The organism is Streptomyces noursei ATCC 11455, from assembly GCF_001704275.1.
GTDB classification, from domain to species: Bacteria; Actinomycetota; Actinomycetes; order Streptomycetales; family Streptomycetaceae; genus Streptomyces; species Streptomyces noursei.
The window spans coordinates 2244730-2261495 of the sequence record NZ_CP011533.1; the positions used below are offsets into that span (position 1 = coordinate 2244730).

General features: G+C 70.1%; 5 protein-coding genes and 1 pseudogene. 2 read left to right on the forward strand and 4 right to left on the reverse strand.

The window, feature by feature from the left end; translation table 11 throughout:
• The first annotated feature begins 32 nt into the window (after nt 1–32).
• Nucleotides 33–803 carry an SDR family NAD(P)-dependent oxidoreductase gene (locus SNOUR_RS09485; protein WP_067345553.1) on the forward strand — a complete coding sequence of 257 codons (771 nt, stop codon included), beginning with the start codon at nt 33–35 and terminating at the stop codon, nt 801–803.
• A gap of 952 nt (nt 804–1755) precedes the next feature.
• Here the strand turns inward: SNOUR_RS09485 and SNOUR_RS09490 are convergent.
• Nucleotides 1756–2757: an aldo/keto reductase gene (locus tag SNOUR_RS09490; protein ID WP_067345556.1), complete on the reverse strand. Its 1002-nt coding sequence runs from the start codon at nt 2755–2757 to the stop codon at nt 1756–1758.
• A gap of 336 nt (nt 2758–3093) precedes the next feature.
• Here SNOUR_RS09490 and SNOUR_RS09495 point away from each other — a divergent pair, with 336 nt between their 5' ends.
• Nucleotides 3094–4545, forward strand: coding sequence for an NDP-hexose 2,3-dehydratase family protein (locus SNOUR_RS09495; protein ID WP_067345559.1), 1452 nt, complete (start codon nt 3094–3096; stop codon nt 4543–4545).
• A 207-nt stretch (nt 4546–4752) separates the two neighbouring features.
• Here SNOUR_RS09495 and SNOUR_RS09500 read toward each other — a convergent pair whose 3' ends face one another.
• The 3 genes and pseudogenes from SNOUR_RS09500 to SNOUR_RS09510 all read right to left on the reverse strand — a co-directional run.
• On the reverse strand, nt 4753–6021 hold the full coding sequence (locus SNOUR_RS09500) for an activator-dependent family glycosyltransferase (RefSeq protein WP_067345562.1): 1269 nt from the start codon (nt 6019–6021) through the stop codon (nt 4753–4755).
• Between the two features lie 9 nt (nt 6022–6030).
• Nucleotides 6031–7095, reverse strand: coding sequence for a cytochrome P450 family protein (locus SNOUR_RS09505; RefSeq protein WP_067345564.1), 1065 nt, complete (start codon nt 7093–7095; stop codon nt 6031–6033).
• A pseudogene (locus SNOUR_RS09510) lies at nt 7095–16667 on the reverse strand (SDR family NAD(P)-dependent oxidoreductase); the annotation flags it as partial. The gene SNOUR_RS09505 and the pseudogene SNOUR_RS09510, both read right to left, overlap by 1 nt.
• Nucleotides 16668–16766: the final 99 nt, after the last annotated feature.

The window sequence follows — 16766 nt, forward strand, 5'->3', positions numbered from 1 at the left end:
GGGCCGCTGGGAAACATACTGAGGAGGTAGAGATGAGCAAGGACCAGCACGGCCGGATCGTGCTAATCACAGGGGGTAGCAGCGGGATCGGACTGGCCACGGCCGGGGCGTTCCTGGACGAGGGTGACTCGGTCGTACTGGTCGGCCGGGACACGGCACGGCTGGACGCGGCACGCGAGCAGCTCGCCGACCGGGTGCACAGCGGCGCGTGCATGGACGTGTTCACCGCCGATGTGTCACGCACGGACCAGATCGACGGCGTCGTGGAGCAGGTGGTGGCCCGGCACGGGCACATCGACGTGGTGTTCGCCAACGCGGGCACGCTGGATGCCCCGCCGGTCCTGGAGACCGATGAGGCCACGTTCGACCGGATCATGAACACCAACGTGAAGGGCGTGTTCTTCCTTGTGATCCGCGCCCTGCCGCACATGCCCCCGGGCGGGGCGGTGGTGGTGACCAGCTCCGCCGCCGAAGCCAAGGGCCGGCCGGCCGGCGCGCTGTACGCCGCAAGCAAGGCGAGCGTACGCAGCTTGGTGCGCACGCTCGCCTTGGACAGCGCGGTGCTCGACCGCCGTATCCGGATCAACGCGGTCACCCCCGGCCTCATCGAGACCCCGATGACCTCCCACAAGGACCCGGCAGTCAACGCGGCGATCAAGGAGTACGTCACCTCCACCGTGCCGATGGGCCGATGGGGACTGGCAGACGAGGTCGCCCGGTCGGTGGTGTTCCTGTCCGGCGACGGCGCTTCCTACATCACCGGTACGCAGATCGTCGTCGACGGCGGGCTCACCCAGCTCTGAGAGTGCGTTATGCGGCTCGATGGGCGCTTTTCACTCGTCGGAGGGTGTTAACTCGGCTGATTCACCCGGCCACGCCCGCGTGAGCCGGCCTGGAGACCGCCGAGCACCCCGATCCCTGAGGCGTTCGCTGTGCGGTCCCGACGGTCACCCGGGACCGCACAGCACGCATTTGACGGAACCCGATCAGGCGGGGCCGCCAGACGGACGCCCCGCCTGCCTACAGCTCACCGAGGCGTGTCGTATAAAACTGCCGGACATCGGTGACACATGGATCTCCGACTACGACGGAGTTAGCCATGCCTCCTTCACCGCAACAGCGGCAGACCAGGCCAAAGACGTCGGTGGCCGGCCCCCGCTTGCGGCCCGGGCACTTCTTGCCCGGATTCAGTCCGGTCGTCGTGCCGGGCCTTGGTGGAGGGGCGCACGGTCTGGGAATCCACAACGATGGCGGTGGAGTCTTGGCGTCGCTTCCGGCTCTCGCGGACCTGCAGCGCAGCAGGTCGTGGATGGTCTCGGCAGTGCCATCGTCACGCCACTTGCCGGAGTAGTGGTACACCGCTCCCGGACAACCTGCCTTCAAGCACTACGAGAACCGCTCAAGACTCGCATAACACCCTCTGAGGGCTGTCGTCCCAGAGCTTCCTGGTCCGCCCGGCCGGCAGCCGGCGCCGCTTCTCTCGGGCGAACTCGACCAGCCCGTCGGTGACGGTCTCCTCGTTCACCACCGAAGAGAAACCGGACACCGAGGCTGCACGGGAGCTCCTGAGACAACGCCTCAGGACGCAGGTCGTACTCGCCGGTCCGCCCAGCCTTTCTCCGACCGGGCCCTCGCGGGCGGGATGGATGAGGCCGGCCTCGCGCCACGTTGTTCCCGAGTCTCAGCGGTATGCCCCTGCCACACCAGCGAGTTCGCATGACGGAAGCACCAGTTGGTTCTCCGCGAGCCCTCAGGCTAGCTGTTCCACGCCGTGGGGGCGGGCCCACCGCCGCCCACGGGCGGGAACAGGGCGTCCAGTTCGGCCAGTTCCTGCTCGCCGAGCGCCAGGTCCATCGCACGGAGCGCCGAGTCGAGCTGCCGGACGTCCCGTGGACCAATCACCGCACCACTGATCCCTGGCCGGGACAGCACCCAGGCCAGCCCCACTTCAGCGGGCTCTGCACCTATGCGGCGGCAGAACTCCTCGTACGCCTCGATGGTGGAGCGCATTCCTGGCAGCAACTGCTGGGCCCTTCCCTGCCCGGACTTCACCGCAGTGCCCTGGGCGAGCTTGCGCAGCACCCCGCTGAGCAGGCCACCGTGGAGCGGCGACCAGGCGAATACGCCCACCCCGTACTCCTGCGCCGCGGGCAGCACTTCCAACTCGGCATGCCGCACAGCCAAGTTGTAGATGCCTTGCTCGGTCACCAGCCCCAGGGAGTGCCGCTGCCGGGCGTACTCCTGTGCAGAGGCGATGTGCCACCCCGCGAAGTTCGACGAGCCCACGTAGCGAACCTTGCCGCTGGACACCAGGCGTTCCATCGCCTGCCAGACCTCCTCCCACGGGGCGGTGCGGTCGTAGCGGTGCATCTGGTAGAGGTCGATGCAGTCGACACCCAGCCGGCGCAGCGACTGTTCGCAGGCTGTAACGATGTGCCGTGCGGACAAGCCCTTGTCGTTGGGCCCGTCGCCCATCGGCTCACCGACCTTGGTAGCCAGAACGACCTTTTCCCGCCGGCCGTTGCCCTGGGCCAGCCAGCGCCCGACGAGTTCCTCAGTGTGCCCGCGGTGGACTCGCCATCCGTAGATGTTCGCCGTGTCCACGCAGTTGACACCCCGCTCAAGGGCCTCGTCCATCAACCTGACGGCGTCGTCGTCCTCGACTCGACCGCTGAAATTCACCGTGCCGAGCCAGAGCCTGCTCACCAGCGTCGCGCTCCGCCCCAGCCTTACGTGCAGTCGCTGATTTCCACCCATGCTCTGAAGTGCCCCTTCAATTCGTACTTCGGACAGCGAGTTGACCAACTTCGGCCATACAAGTGCCCCAGCGCTCCCCATGCCCCATTAGTCGGATTCGGGAGTGCAGCCTCACCGCGATCGTCACGCCGCACGTTGCAATAAAGTCCTACCATGGGATTCAATTGACGCATACCCCATCCGGCCGCCAAGACGCCGGGCGCGGATATTTTTGGGCGCGTGCATGCATTGACTTGCCGCTCACTGTGACACCCCCTCCGAAATGAGTGTGACCAACAATACATCGATCGCGATGCGACTGGACACTAACTCCTTATAATGCAAGGGTGAATTGTCATGACACAGGTTCCGGAGCGTTCGCACGCAGCCGCTCGTTTCTTTTCCTGCGGCAATAGTCAGGTTGCGGCGTCATCGCGGATGAGTGAGACGCACCAATGGCTGCACAAGGTCACCGAGCGGCAGCAACTCGAGGTTTCCCGGGTTCCCTTCAGCGCCATGGATCGCTGGGGCTTCCGGCCGGAAGACGGCAGTTTGGCGCATGACTCCGGCATGTTCTTCTCAGTCCAGGGAATCCACGTCCGCACGGATTCCGCATGGCGCCCGGATTGGATCCAGCCGATCATCGTCCAACCCGAGGTCGGCTTCCTCGGCCTGATAGTGAAGGAGTTCCACGGCACACTCCACCTGCTGGTACAGGCCAAGACAGAGCCCGGCAACATCAACACGGTGCAGATCTCGCCCACTGTGCAGGCAACCCGCAGCAACTACACCGGCGTGCACCGTGGCTCCCGCGTACGGTTCTTCGAGTACTTCGACGGCACCCGCCCGGTCCGGACGCTCGTCGACGTGCTGCAGTCCGAGCAGGGAGCATGGTTCTTCCACAAACGGAACCGCAACGTCATCGTGGAGGTTTTCGATGACATTCCGGAACACGAGAACTTCCGGTGGATGACTCTGAAACAGCTGCGGACACTGCTGCACCTCGACAACGTGGTGAACATGGACCTGCGGACGATCCTGTCCTGCATTCCCACAGTGCTCGGCCGAACTGACGCGGAGCGTCTGCTCGGCACTGTTCCGGAAGGCTCCTTCGCATACCGCCTGCTGCACTCCTTCATTGGAATGGGTAATCCACAGTTGAACATGTCCAGCATACTGAGCTGGATCACGGATATACGCTCCCGTCGCGAATGTGTGCAGCGGGTCGTTCCGCTGCACCACATCGACCGGTACGGCTGGGTCCGGACCGATCACAGCATCATGCACGAGGAGAAGAAGTACTTCGAGATCTTCGGGGCTGAAATCCGCACCAGTGACCGCGAAGTGAAGTCGTGGATGCAGCCGCTTTTATCGCCGACCAGTACGGGACTGCTCGCGCTGCTTGTCAAGCAAATCAACGGCACGCTGCACGCCCTGGTCCAGATGCGCGTGGAGGCGGGCTGCCTGAACATCGCAGAACTGGCCCCGACCGTGCACTGCCAGCCGGCGAACTACGCTGACGCCCCGCCAGAGCATCAGCCGCCCTACCTCGACTACGTGCTCACCCTGCCTCGCACACGGATCAGATATGACAGTCTGCAGTCCGAGGAGGGCGGCCGTTTCCACCATGCGGAGAACCGGTACATGCTGGCCGAAGTCACCGATGACTTCCCCGACGAGCACCGGGCCGGTTACCGCTGGATGACGTTCGGCCAGATCACCTCCCTCCTGGAGCACAGCCACTACGTGAACATGCAGCTGCGCAGTCTGATTGCGTGCGCGGCGGCGTGCACCACGCCGCCGGGCTAGGGCTGTCTCCCCGACCTCCGTGGGCCTGCAGTGTCTGGCACGACACCTCGCGGCGTTGTCGCATCACCGACGGACGCCCTCCCCCATGACTGAAGGGCATGGGAGGTGCCCCGATCACGGGAGATGCTCCGCCTTGCGATGCACCGCGCCGGACTCCGCAGGCTGATCCACGCAGATCGGGGAGACAGGCCCTGGCCGACGCGTCGCTCAGCGTCTGGAACGGGCGTGTTGCGCGGTCAGCTTCTCCAGTACGGGGACGATCTCGGCAGGGGACGGGGCGGACATGATCTCGGTGCGCAGGGCCTCTGCGCCGGTCTGAAAGCGCGGCTCGTCCAGCACGCGCAGCAGTCCGTCGCGGAGCTTGCCGATGGTCAGCTGCGGTACGGGCAGCGCCAAGCCGGCACCGAACTCCTCGGTGCTCCGGGCGCGAACGTCACTGTCCCAGCCGTTGGGCAGGATGAGCTGGGGGACCCCGTTGACAGCGGCGGTGTGCCAGGTACCCGGCCCGCCGTGGTGCACGACGGCCGTGCACGTAGGCAGCAGCGCGTGCATCGGCACGAAGTCGACCGTCCGCACGTTGTCCGGTACGGCCGACACGGTCTCCAACTGCTGCGCGTCGAGCGTCGCGATGAACTCGGCGTCGATGTCGGCAATGGCACCCATGACCTCATCAATGGACACCAGTCCCACACCGCTGTCCCGCCCGGAGACTCCCAGCGTGACGCAGATGCGCCGGCGCTCTGGCCGGTCGTGCAGCCATTCCGGTACCACGGACGGACCGTTGTAGGGAACAAAGCGCATGTCGACTGTGGGTAGGCCCAGGCCCAGCCGCATGCTCGCCGGTACGGGGTCAATGGTCCACTGGCCGACGGCCATCTCCTCGTCGTAGACGTGCCCGGCACCGTGCCGTTCGAGGGTCCACTTCATCCACTCGGCGAACGGATCCTCCCGGTGTTCCTCGGGCTGTTCCCCGAGCGCGTTCAGGAAGTTGTGCCGTACGCGTGTGGTGATGTCCGGTCCCCACAGCAGGCGGGCGTGCGCGGCACCGGTCACCCGTGCCGCGACGGGGGCTGCAAAAGTGAGCGGCTCCCAGATGAGCAGGTCGGGCTTCCAGCGGCGGCAGAACTCGACCATGCCGTCGATCAGCGAGTCGGGCGTCATCAGCGCATACAGATTGGGGGTCAGTACGGTCTGCGTGCCCAGCAGGTAGTCCCAGTCGAGGGTCCTGGGGTCGGTGCTGAAGTCCAGCGACCGAACAAAGTTGATCATATCTTCGCCGACCTCGGCCATGTGCTCGTCAAGCGCAACGTCCTCGCCGACGGGAACCGCGGTGAGCCCGGCGGCCGTGATCGTCTCGGTCAGTCCGGGCAGCCCGACCACGCGGACCTCATGGCCTGCTGCGCGGAGCGCCCAGGCGAGCGGAACTAGAGGGTAGAAATGTGTCTTGCTGGTCATCGCGGAGAGCACGACGCGCATCGGAAATCCCTAAATCTCGACCGGACAACGACTGATCCCACGGAGCACCGGAGAACGGCGGCGGTGTATCACCGGCCCCGCCACGGAGAGGCGGGGCAACGTCTGCGCCGCAGCGCGCAGCGCCGCCTCCACATGCGCGACGACGAACCCCGCCAGGCCGTCGCGGCAGCCGCGGTCAGCGCTGAGCACCGCCGGCGCCTCGGGGCGGTCCGGGTCGAACCGGCCGGGATCTGCGAACACCTGCGGATCGCGGTTGGCGGCCGCGACGGCGACGACCACCTCGCTGCCCGCCGTGATACGCGCGCAGGCCAGCTCACGGTCCTCGAGGGCGGTGCGCCGTTCGAGGTGGACCGGTGGCTCGGCCCGGAACGTCTCCGTGGCGATGCGCGTCGCCAGCTCAGGGTCGGCGGCCAACCGGTCGGCCAGTCCCTCGGTCCGGCAGGTGGCGAGGATGGCTCGGCACACGGTGTTCGCGGCCAGCTCGACGCCGAGCACCGCGGCCCCGTCTGGTGCGTCCGCCAGCGCGGCGATCGCCCGTTCCGTCACGAGCAGTTGCTGCGGGCTCAGCACGGCGTCCGGGCTCACCCGGGTGGCCGACGCGTGCGCGTCCAGTCGCCCCGTGTCCGCACTGGAAAGGCCGAGCTGGGCGGCGAGGCCGCGCAGCGCGCCCTCCCAGGCGAAGTCCCTCATCAGGTCGAACCGCGCTGCCGACGTCGGCATCAGCCCGGCGTACTGGCGGACCAGCGTTTCCCGGTCGGGCAGCGGGTCCGGCGGAGCAGCGGCTTGGATGCCGGCAAAGGGGGCGGCCCAATCGGGTGCGGAGCTCCACGCTCGGGTGAAGGCCGGGTCGTCGAGCACCTCGACCGCCTGGGTGTGGCTCGTGGTCACCCACGTGCCGGTGCGGCTGCGAAACCACGGGCCGGACGCGCGGATGTGCTCGTACCAATGCCACGGATCGTCATCGTGCCCGCACAGCAGCATCGCGTACGGGTCGCCGTTCGCGCCGAAAGCCCACCGGCGCCCGCGGGCAACCTGGAGTGCGCTCCCCAGCCGGCTATGTTCCACAGTGGTCATCACATGTCTCCCTCGCAGTGGATCCAGTCGTGCAGACGCTCAGCGATCTCGCCGGCATGTTCCTGGATCATTGAGAAGTGATCGCCAGGCACGTCCACGGCGACGTGGGGGAAGTCCCAGGTGGACTTCCAACTCGCGTCGTCCGGCCACTGGCCCATCGGTTCGGTCGCCCTGACCAGCAGGGTGGGCACTCCGATGTCGCGCGGCCGCCAGTGGCGCATGAACCGGTCGTAGGCGCCGGTCGCGGTGAGCCGGGTGTCGTCCATCTGCACGTACTCGCGGTCGAACATGGTGCTCGTCAGCTCGCTCAGCCAGGCGTAGACGGCGTCCTGCCGCTCAGGCGGGTAGACGTCGACGAGCACCACCCCGCGCGGGAGGGTCCCCCGGTCGGCCAGCTCGGTCGCGAGCGCGTACGCCATCATCGCGCCGGCGGAGTGCCCGACCAGCATGATCGGCTCATCGCCGTACGCCGCCTGGATGGTACGGGCCTGTGCGTCGAGCACCGCGCCCAGTGACACGGGCAGCGGCTCGTCCCGCTCGTACCCGGGCAGCGACAGTGCGGACACCGGCATGCGGTCCCGCAGAGCGCCGGCGAGCCGGACGAACTCGTGCGGGCCCGAGGTGGGCGCGGTGCCGGCGCAGCAGACCAGCCGGGTCGGCCCTGGCCCGGAGGCCAGGTCGGTGAGCTTGACGGCGGTGTCTGAGCCATGGTCGAAGTGCTCCCGGAAGTCGGACAGGCCGGCGAGCAGGTCGAGGTACGGCTGGAGTCGGCCTTGGCGGGCTGACTGCAGGTAGTAGGTGCGTAGCGTGTCGCCGGCCTCGGCGGGCGTGCGCGCCGGGACGTCCAGCAGGGACCTCAGGTGGGTGGCGACCGAACGCACTGTCGGGTGGTCGAACACCACCGTGGTCGGCAGGGACACCCCGGCGGCGCGCTGGAGTGCGTTGCGTACGCCGACCGCGGTGAGTGAGTCGAAGCCGAGGTCGCGGAACGGCTGTTCCAGCCCGACTGCGTCCGGTGTGGAGTGCCCGAGCACCGCGGCCACATGGCCGCGCACCAGCGCGATCACCCGTTCCTCGGCCTCCGCTGGGGTCAGCCCGGCCAGCTCGTCGGCGAGCGGCCTGTCCGGACCGGGGGTGACCGGCGCGGTCTCGGCTTCGTTCGCCTCGGTGGCCAGCAGCTCGGTCAGCAGTGGCCGGGGCCGGTTCGCGGTGTAACCCACCGCGAAACGTGCCCAGTTCATATCTGCCACCGAGACGCACGTGTCCCGCTGGTCCAGCGCCTGTTGCAATGCCCGTAGCGCGTGGTCTGGTTGCATCGGCCGCAGGCCGCGCCGGACCAGCCCGTCGAGATCCGCCTGGGCCATGCCGCCGCCCGCCCAGGCACCCCACGCCACGGAGGTGCCGGGCCGGCCTTCGGCGCGGCGGCGCTGTGCCAGGGCGTCGAGGTAGGCGTTGCCCGCGGCGTAGGCGCCGAGCCCGCCACTGCCCCATACCCCGGCGTTGGACGAGAACAGCACGAACGCCTCCGCGTCCGGGCACAGCTCGTCGAGCAATTGGGCGCCAATCACCTTGGCATCGGTAACCTCGGCCAGACCGGCCGGGGCGATCTCATGCAGTGGCCGGGATTCTGGCAGCCCGGCGAGGTGCACCACGGTGCGCACCGCCCTGCCCTGCTCCCGCAAGCCGGCGAGTACGGCGGACAGTTGCTCCCGGTCGGTGACGTCACAGGCCGCGATGCTGACCCGCGCGCCGAGTTCCTCCTGGATCGCCGCGGCCCCGGGAGCGTCCGCCCCCTGGCGACTGAGCAGCACTACGTGCTCAGCGCCGCGCCGGGCCAGGTACCGGCCCACCTGGCGGCCGAGTGCGCCGGTTCCGCCGGTGACCAGGGCCGTGCCGGTGGGGGCCCAGCTCTCTACGCTCCGGTCGACGGATGCCCGGACGAGCCGTCGGACGTACCGGCCGTCCTCGCGCACTGCGAACTGGTCCTCGTCACCGGCCCCGGCCAGGGCGGCGACGAGCTCGCCGAGTGCCCGGGGGCCGGGCACGGCCGGCAGGTCGACCAGGCCGCCCCAGCGGTGCGGGGTCTCCAGGCCGATCACCAGGCCGAGGCCCCACACCATCGCCTGTTCGGGGTCGGTGGCCTGGGTGTCATCCGGAGTCACCGCCTCGCGGGTGACCAGCCACAGCGGTGCAGTGAGTTCAGCATCATCGAGCGCCTGGTGCAGCAGCAGGTTCGCGCCCGCAGCGGACCTGGGGTCATCGGATGTATTGCCGGGGGCGAGCAGCGAGATGACCCCATCGACCGTGCCGGGCACCTCGCGCAGCGACGCGGCGAGCCCGTCCCGTCCGGCGGCGAGGGGGTCCACGGTCAGCGTGTAGGTGTCTGCTCCGGCGTCTCCCACCGCCCGCGCCACGTCGTGCTCCACCGGGTCCGTTCCGGTCCCGACGATCAGGTACGTGCCGGACAGGGCGGCTGACGCGGTGGCAGGCAGGCGGTGCCAGGCGATGCGGTAGCGCCAGTCGGCGATCCGGTCGGTCTCGTCCGGCGCGAGCCAGTAGCGCTGGTGCTCGAAGGGGTAGTTCGGCAGCGGCGCCGGCTCCACCGCCGGGAAGACGGCAGTCCAGTCGAGGCTCACTCCGGCAGCGTGTGCTCTGGCCAGCTCGCCGGCGAAATGCCCCTCGGCGTGGTCCCGGTGCAACGTGCCGAGGGCCAGTACCTCCCCACCGAGCCGCTCGGCCGTCTCGGTGACCGACGTGGTCAGCACCGGGTGCGGGCTGACCTCGACGAAGGTGTCGAACCCGTCGGCCACGGCGGCGCCGATCGCCGCGTCGAAGGACACCCGCGAGCGGAGGTTGTCGTACCAGTAGCGGCCGTCCATCTCGGCGGTGTCGAGGCGGCGCCCGTGGAGCGTCGAGTAGACCGGGAGGTCGCCTCGTTGTGGGGTGATGTCCTCAAGGTCGGCCAGCAGCCGGTCGCGGATGCGCTCCACTTGAGGTGAGTGGGAGGCGTAGTCGACGGGGATACGCCGGGCCCTGACGCCCGCCTCGGTGCAGCGTGCCTCGGCTTCGGCCAGCGCGTCCGGCTCGCCGGCCACCACGACAGCGTTCGGGGAGTTGACCGCGGCGACGCACAGCTGGTCTGCCCACGGGGCCAGCAGCCCCCGCACACGGTCCTGTCCGGCCGCGACCGACAGCATGCCGCCGTGGCCGGACAGGGCGCGCAATGCCCGCGCCCGCAAACCGACCACGCGTGCCGCGTCGCGCAAAGACAGTGCACCGGCCACATACGCCGCCGCGATCTCACCCTGCGAGTGGCCCACCACTGCCGAGGGCTCCACACCGCAGAGCCGCCACAGCCGGGCCAAGCACACCATCACCGCGAAGAGCACGGGCTGCACCACGTCCACCCGGTCCGGCGGCGGGGTGCCCGGGTCTCCTCGCAGTACCGCCAGTACCGAGTACCCCACGACTGGGGACAGCTCCTTGTCGACCTCGGCCAGCCACTGCCCGAACACCGGCACGGTGTCCAAAAGCCCCTGCGCCATCCCGGTCCACTGCGAGCCCTGGCCGGGGAAGACGAATACCGCCCGGCGCGCCGCGGCGGCCACACCGGTGACCACACCGGGGCTGGGCTCGCCGTCGGCCACCTTGGCCAGCAGGTCGCGCAGCTCCGCATGGTCGTGGGCCAGCAGTACGGCGCGGTGTTCCAGCGCAGCCCGCCTGGTGGCGAGCGAGAGACCGAGTTCCTCCAGCGAAGTGCCGTTGCCGACGTGGGACTCCAGCCGTCGGGCTACTTCGGTCAGCGCGGTCGGCGTGTGCGCCGACAGTGGCAGCGGCACCACGCCCAGGGCGTCCAGCAGGTCGCCTGCCCCGGGCTCCGTCCGCTCCGGTGTCCTGGCCTCGGCCAGGATCACGTGCGCGTTGGTCCCGCTGACCCCGAAGGCCGAGACTCCGGCACGGCGCACCCCGTCGGGCGCGCCGGCGGCCCATGGGCGGGACTCGGTCGCCACGTCGATTCCGGACCAGTCGATCAGGGGGGAGCGTTCACCGTGCAGCAGCGAGTGCGGCAGCACGCCGCGCTGCAGGCCGGACACCATCTTGATGACACCGGCGACGCCCGCCGCTGCCTGGGTGTGTCCGATGTTCGACTTCACCGAGCCGATCCACAGGGGACGTTCTGCGGGCCGTCCGGCGCCGTACGTCGCGCCCAGCGCACCGGCCTCGATCGGGTCGCCCAGCCGTGTTCCGGTGCCGTGCCCCTCCACTGCGTCCACATAGTCGCCGGATATCCCGGCGCGGTGCCACGCCTGCCGGATCACCCGCTCCTGTGCACGTCCGCTCGGTGCGGCCAGCCCGTTCGATGCTCCGTCGGAGTTGATCGCGGACCCGGCAACCACGGCGAGCACGCGGTGCCCCCGCCGCCGCGCCTGGGACAGCCTCTCCAGCAGGACGACGGCGACGCCCTCGGCGAAGCCGAACCCGTCCGCGTCCGCCGAGAAGGGCTTGCACCGGCCGTCCGCCGCGAGCCCCCCCTGTCGGGAGAACTCGGTGAACACTTCCGGTCCCGCCATCACCGACACCCCACCGGCGACGGCCAGGTCGCAGTCGCCGTCCCGCAGCGACTTGGCGGCCGTGTGCAGCGCGACGAGCGACGAGGAGCACGCGGTGTCCACGGTCAGCGCCGGGCCGTGCAGGCCCAGTACATACGCCACCCGGCCCGAGACCACGGCCGACGAGCTGCCGGTGAGCACATAGCCTGCACTGCTGTCGGGGACGTCGGCACCGGTCCCATAGCCCTGGAACGCGGCGCCCAGGAAGATGCCGGTGTCGCTGCCGCGCAGCGAGCGCGGATCGATGCCCGCGTTCTCGAACAGCTCCCATGTGGTCTCCAGCACCTGACGCTGCTGGGGGTCCATGGCGAGCGCCTCGCGCGGCGAGATGCCGAAGAAGGCCGCGTCGAAGCTCGCTGCATCGGGCAGGAACGCGCCGTGCCGGCAGTAGGTGGTACCAAGGCTGTCCGGGTCCGGGTCATACAGCCGGTCGAGGTCCCATCCTCGGTCGTCCGGCATCTCGGTCACCGCGTCACCGCCTGCGGTGACGAACTCCCACAGCTCGTCGGGCGAACCCACCCCGCCGGGGAAGCGGCATGCCATGCCCACGATCGCGATGGGATCGTCCGGGTCGTCGCCGGTGGGGAGGCTCGCCACCGGGCTTGCCGACTGCAGTCCGCCGAACAGCTTCTCCGCCAGGTGTTGGGCGAGCTCCACCACGCTCGGGTAGTCGAAGACCACGGTGGCAGGCGCGCGCAGCCCGGTGACCGTGGCGAGCCGGTTGCGCAGGTCCACCGCGGTGACCGAGTCGAGCCCGAGGTCACGGAATGCCCGCCGGGGGTCGACCCGATCGACATCGGGGTGCCCGAGCACGGCGGCCACCTCAGCGTGCACCAGCTGGGTCAGCCGCTGTTGCCGTTCGGGTGGGGACAGCGGAGCCAGTTCGTCCCGCAGCCGCGACCGGTCGCCGGTATCCGTGCCGGTACCCTCGGCCGGACGCGCAGGGGCCAGTTCGTCGAACAGCGGGCGCCGCCGGGACGCGGTGAACAGGTCGAGGAATGTCCCCAGGTCCAGGTCCGCCACGGACAGGCACGTCTCGTCGTCGGCGAGGCAGTCGTGCAGCTGCTGGATGGCCAGTTCCGGGTCCATGGGCCGCAGCCCCTGGGCGCGCAGGTGCGCGGAGCCCTCTTCACCGGCCATGGTCTCCCCGGCCCACAGGCCCCAGGCGACCGATGTTGCCTGTCGGCCGAGCCGGCGACGCCGCTGTGCGAACGCGTCCAGGAAGGCGTTGGCCGCCGCGTAGGCGCCCAGCCCTGGGCCGCCCCACACTCCGGCGTTCGAAGAGAACAGCACGAACGCCTCGGCCTCGGGGCAGAGTTCGTCGAGGTTTACCGTGCCGCGCACCTTGGCATCCGTGACCCGGGTGAACTCCGCATGGGTGATCTCCTCGACCGACGCGGACTGGGAGACACCCGCCGTGTGCAGTACCGCGCGGACCGTACGGCCCGCCGCCCGCACCTCGTCGAGCACCGCGGAGAGCTGGGCCCGGTCGGCCACGTCACAGGCGGCGACGGTCACCTCGACGCCGAGGTCGGTCAGTTCCTGTTCGAGTTCCTTGGCGCCTGGTGCCTGTCGGCCCCGCCGGCTGAGCAGTACGAGGTGTTGCGCACCGTTCTGGGCCAGCCAGCGCGCCACGTGCGCGCCGATCCCTCCGGTGCCACCGGTCACCAGCACCGTGTCCGGTGGTGTCCACCCGCTGTCGGCAGCCTGGCGCGGCGCGGCGACCAGCCGGGGAACCCACCTGCCCGTCGGCCGGATGGCAACGTGCTCCTCGCCGCCCGGTTGGGCAAGCACCGCAGCCAGCGAGGGGAGCAGCGCCGGTTCCGGCTCGGGCACGTCGATCAGCCCGCCCCACCGCTCCGGATGCTCCAGGCCGACCACCCGGCCGATCCCGCACACCATCGCCTGCGCCGGGTCGGGAGCGGCGTCGTCGGGCGTCACCGCCACCGCGCGGCGGGTGACGATCCACAAGGGGGCGTCCACGCCGGCCGTGCCCAGGGCGTTCGCCAGCTCCAGCGCCGCCAGAGCCGCCGAGCTGGGGTCCTCGGTGTCGCCCAGGCCGAGCAACGACACCACCGCGGTCGGCGCATCCCTCGGGTCCGTGGCAAGGCCGGCGGTGCGCAACGCGGCCACGATGGCGTCGTGGGTGGGCGTCTCGCACCGCACAGGCACAACGACGGCGCCTTGCCGCTCGGCCTCCCGGGTGATCTCCTCGGCCCAGGCGCATGACACACCGGGGCCGTCCACGAGAAGCAGACGACCGGTCAGCGGGGCCTGCCCCCAGTCGCGTTCCTGCCACACAACCCGGTAACGCCAGTCTCGTGAGGGGGTGGGGCGGGCGCCGCCGGAACCGGCAGGCAGCCAGAACGACTGGTGCTGGAAGGGGTACACCGGCAGTTCGACCGCGGTCCCGGACGGGAACACAGCCGCCCAGTCGACGTCCACCCCGTGCGAGAACGCCTCACCCAGGCTGGTGTGGAAACGGCGGAGGTCGCCGGCATCGCGGCGCAGCGTGCCCAGTACGCGAGCGTCCGTCCCTGCCGAGTCGAGCGTGGACTCGATGCTCATGGTCAGCACCGGCTGCGGGCTCACCTCGATGAAGGTGTCACAACCGGCTTCGGCCAGCAGCCGGGTGGCCCGCTCGAAGCGCACCTGCTCACGGAGGTTGGTGTACCAGTACTGGGCGTCCAGCACTGCGTCGTCGACGCGTTCCCCCGTCGTGGCGGAGTAGAAGGGGATACGGGGCGCCTGCGGGGTGACGCTGGAGAGCTCCGCGAGCAGGGTGTCGCGCAGCGTCTCGACCTGCGGCGAGTGCGACGCGTAGTCGACCGGGATGACCCGGGCGCGGATGCCGGCCTCCTCGCACTCGGCCCGCAGCGCCTCAAGTGCCTCCGGCTCGCCCGCGACCACGACCCCGCGGGGGCCATTCACCGCGGCGACGGACAGCGCCGGGCCGAACCGCTCGATGCGGGCCTGCGCTTGGTCGGCGGAGAGGGCCACGGACATCATCCCGCCACGGCCGGCGAGTCGGCGCAGCGCGGCGGCGCGCACCGCCACCAGGCGCGCCGCATCGTCCAGGGAGAGCGCGCCGGCCACATGTGCCGCGGCGATCTCGCCCTGCGAGTGCCCGGCTACCGCGACCGGTTCGACGCCGTGCGCGCGCCACAGCGCGGCCAGCGAGACCATCACCGCGAACAGCACGGGCTGCACCACGTCCACCCGGTCCAGCGCAACGCCCTTGGCCAGCACGTCGGTCAACGACCAGTCCACGTACGGCGTCAGAGCCTGCTCGCACCGGGCTATCTGCTCGGCGAACTCCGGGGAGGTGGCCAGCAGTTCCCTGGCCATGCCGTCCCACTGCGAGCCCTGGCCTGGGAAGATCATTGCCACTCGCCGGCCGGCGCCGGCGATGCCGGTCGGTGCGCTGTCCGTGGCAAGGCCCTGTGCTACTGCGCGCAGGTCGTCGAGCACCGCCGCACGGTGGCCGGCCACCACGGCCCGGTGCTCGAACGGGGTGCGGCAGGTGGCCAGGGTGTAGCCGACGTCGGTCAGTGGAACGCCCGGGTTGGCGGCCAGGTGGTCGGCCAGTCGCCGGGCCTGCGCGCGCAGGCCTTCCTCAGTCCTGGCGGACAGCACCAGCGGGCCCGCCTCGTCGGCCCGGCCCGCATCGGCCGTCGGGGAGCCGCCGGCCAGGTCTGTGCCGGCCGCCGGCGGTTCGGCGCTCTCCTCCACGATCACGTGTGCGTTGGTGCCGCTGATGCCGAACGAGGAGACGCCGGCCCGGCGGGGCTGCTCGCCCCGGGGCCACGGCTGTGCTTCAGCGAGCAGCGCAATGTTGCCGGTGTCCCAGTCGATGTGTGGAGAGGGCTCGTCCAGGTGCAGGGTGCGGGGTATCTCACCGTGCCGCAGTGCGAGCACTGCCTTGATGATGCCGGCGACGCCCGCCGCCGCCTGGGTGTGCCCGATGTTCGACTTTACCGAGCCGAGCCACAGGGGACGTTCACGATCCGCACCGTAGGTTTCCAGCAGCGCGTGCGCCTCGATGGGGTCGCCGAGGACGGTCCCGGTGCCGTGCGCCTCCACGAAGTCCACCTCGTGGGCGCGCAACCTCGCATTGTCCAGGGCCGCTTGGATTACCCGCCGCTGGGAGGGGCCGTTCGGTGCGGTGAGGCCGTTGCTGGCGCCGTCGGAGTTGACCGCGCTGCCGCGCAGGACGGCCAGCACCCGCCGGCTGTCCCGCTGTGCGTCGGACAGGCGCTGCAGTACGAGCATGCCGGCGCCCTCGGCCAGCCCGAACCCGTCGGCGGCGCGGGCGAACGGTTTGCACCGGCCGTCGGCGGCGAGTCCGCCCTGGCTGCGGAACACGGCGAACGCGCCGGGGCTGCTCATCACGCTCACCCCACCGGCCAGGGCCAGCTCGCACTCGCCGCGGCGCAATGACGCCATTGCCAGGTGGACGGCGGTCAGCGACGACGAACAGGCGGTGTCCACGGTGAGGGCGACGCCCTCCAGGCCGAGCGCATAAGCCACTCGTCCGGACGCCACGCTGGAAGCCGTGCCGGTGCCCAGGTAACCGACCACCTCGTCCGGTGCCTGCTGCGGAGGGGGACCGTAGTCCACCGCGCCGACCCCGGCGAACACCCCGGTTGCACTGCCGCTCAGTGACGTGGGGGCGTAGCCGGCGCGCTCCAGCGCCTCCCAGGAGATCTCCAGCAAGATGCGCTGCTGCGGGTCCATGCCCAGCGCCTCGCGCGGCGAGATACCGAAGAAGTCCGCGTCGAAGCCCGCCGCGCCGTGGAGGAACCCACCGCGCCGACCGCCGGCCACGCTCGGGTCCCAGCCACGGTCGGTGGGCGTCTGCGTGATCGCATCACCGCCGGCGGCGAGCAGTTCCCACAGGCTGTCGGGCGAATCGACCCCGCCGGGGAACCGGCACGCCATGCCGACGATCGCGATGGACTCGCCGGCCCGTTCCTCCGACTCGCGTAACCGGGCGGTCGCGGTGTCCAGTTCGGCGACCGTGCGCCGGAGGTACCGGCGCAGCTTGTCCTCGGTAGTGTC

What these genes read in the sequence shown, in the direction of transcription:
- SNOUR_RS09495 (WP_067345559.1), top strand. Translation starts at nt 3,094, where the DNA reads ATGACACAGGTTCCGGAGCGTTCGCACGCAGCCGCTCGTTTCTTTTCC.
- SNOUR_RS09485 (WP_067345553.1), top strand. Translation starts at nt 33, where the DNA reads ATGAGCAAGGACCAGCACGGCCGGATCGTGCTAATCACAGGGGGTAGC.
- SNOUR_RS09505 (WP_067345564.1), bottom strand. Translation starts at nt 7,095, where the DNA reads ATGACCACTGTGGAACATAGCCGGCTGGGGAGCGCACTCCAGGTTGCC.
- SNOUR_RS09490 (WP_067345556.1), bottom strand. Translation starts at nt 2,757, where the DNA reads ATGGGTGGAAATCAGCGACTGCACGTAAGGCTGGGGCGGAGCGCGACG.
- SNOUR_RS09500 (WP_067345562.1), bottom strand. Translation starts at nt 6,021, where the DNA reads ATGCGCGTCGTGCTCTCCGCGATGACCAGCAAGACACATTTCTACCCT.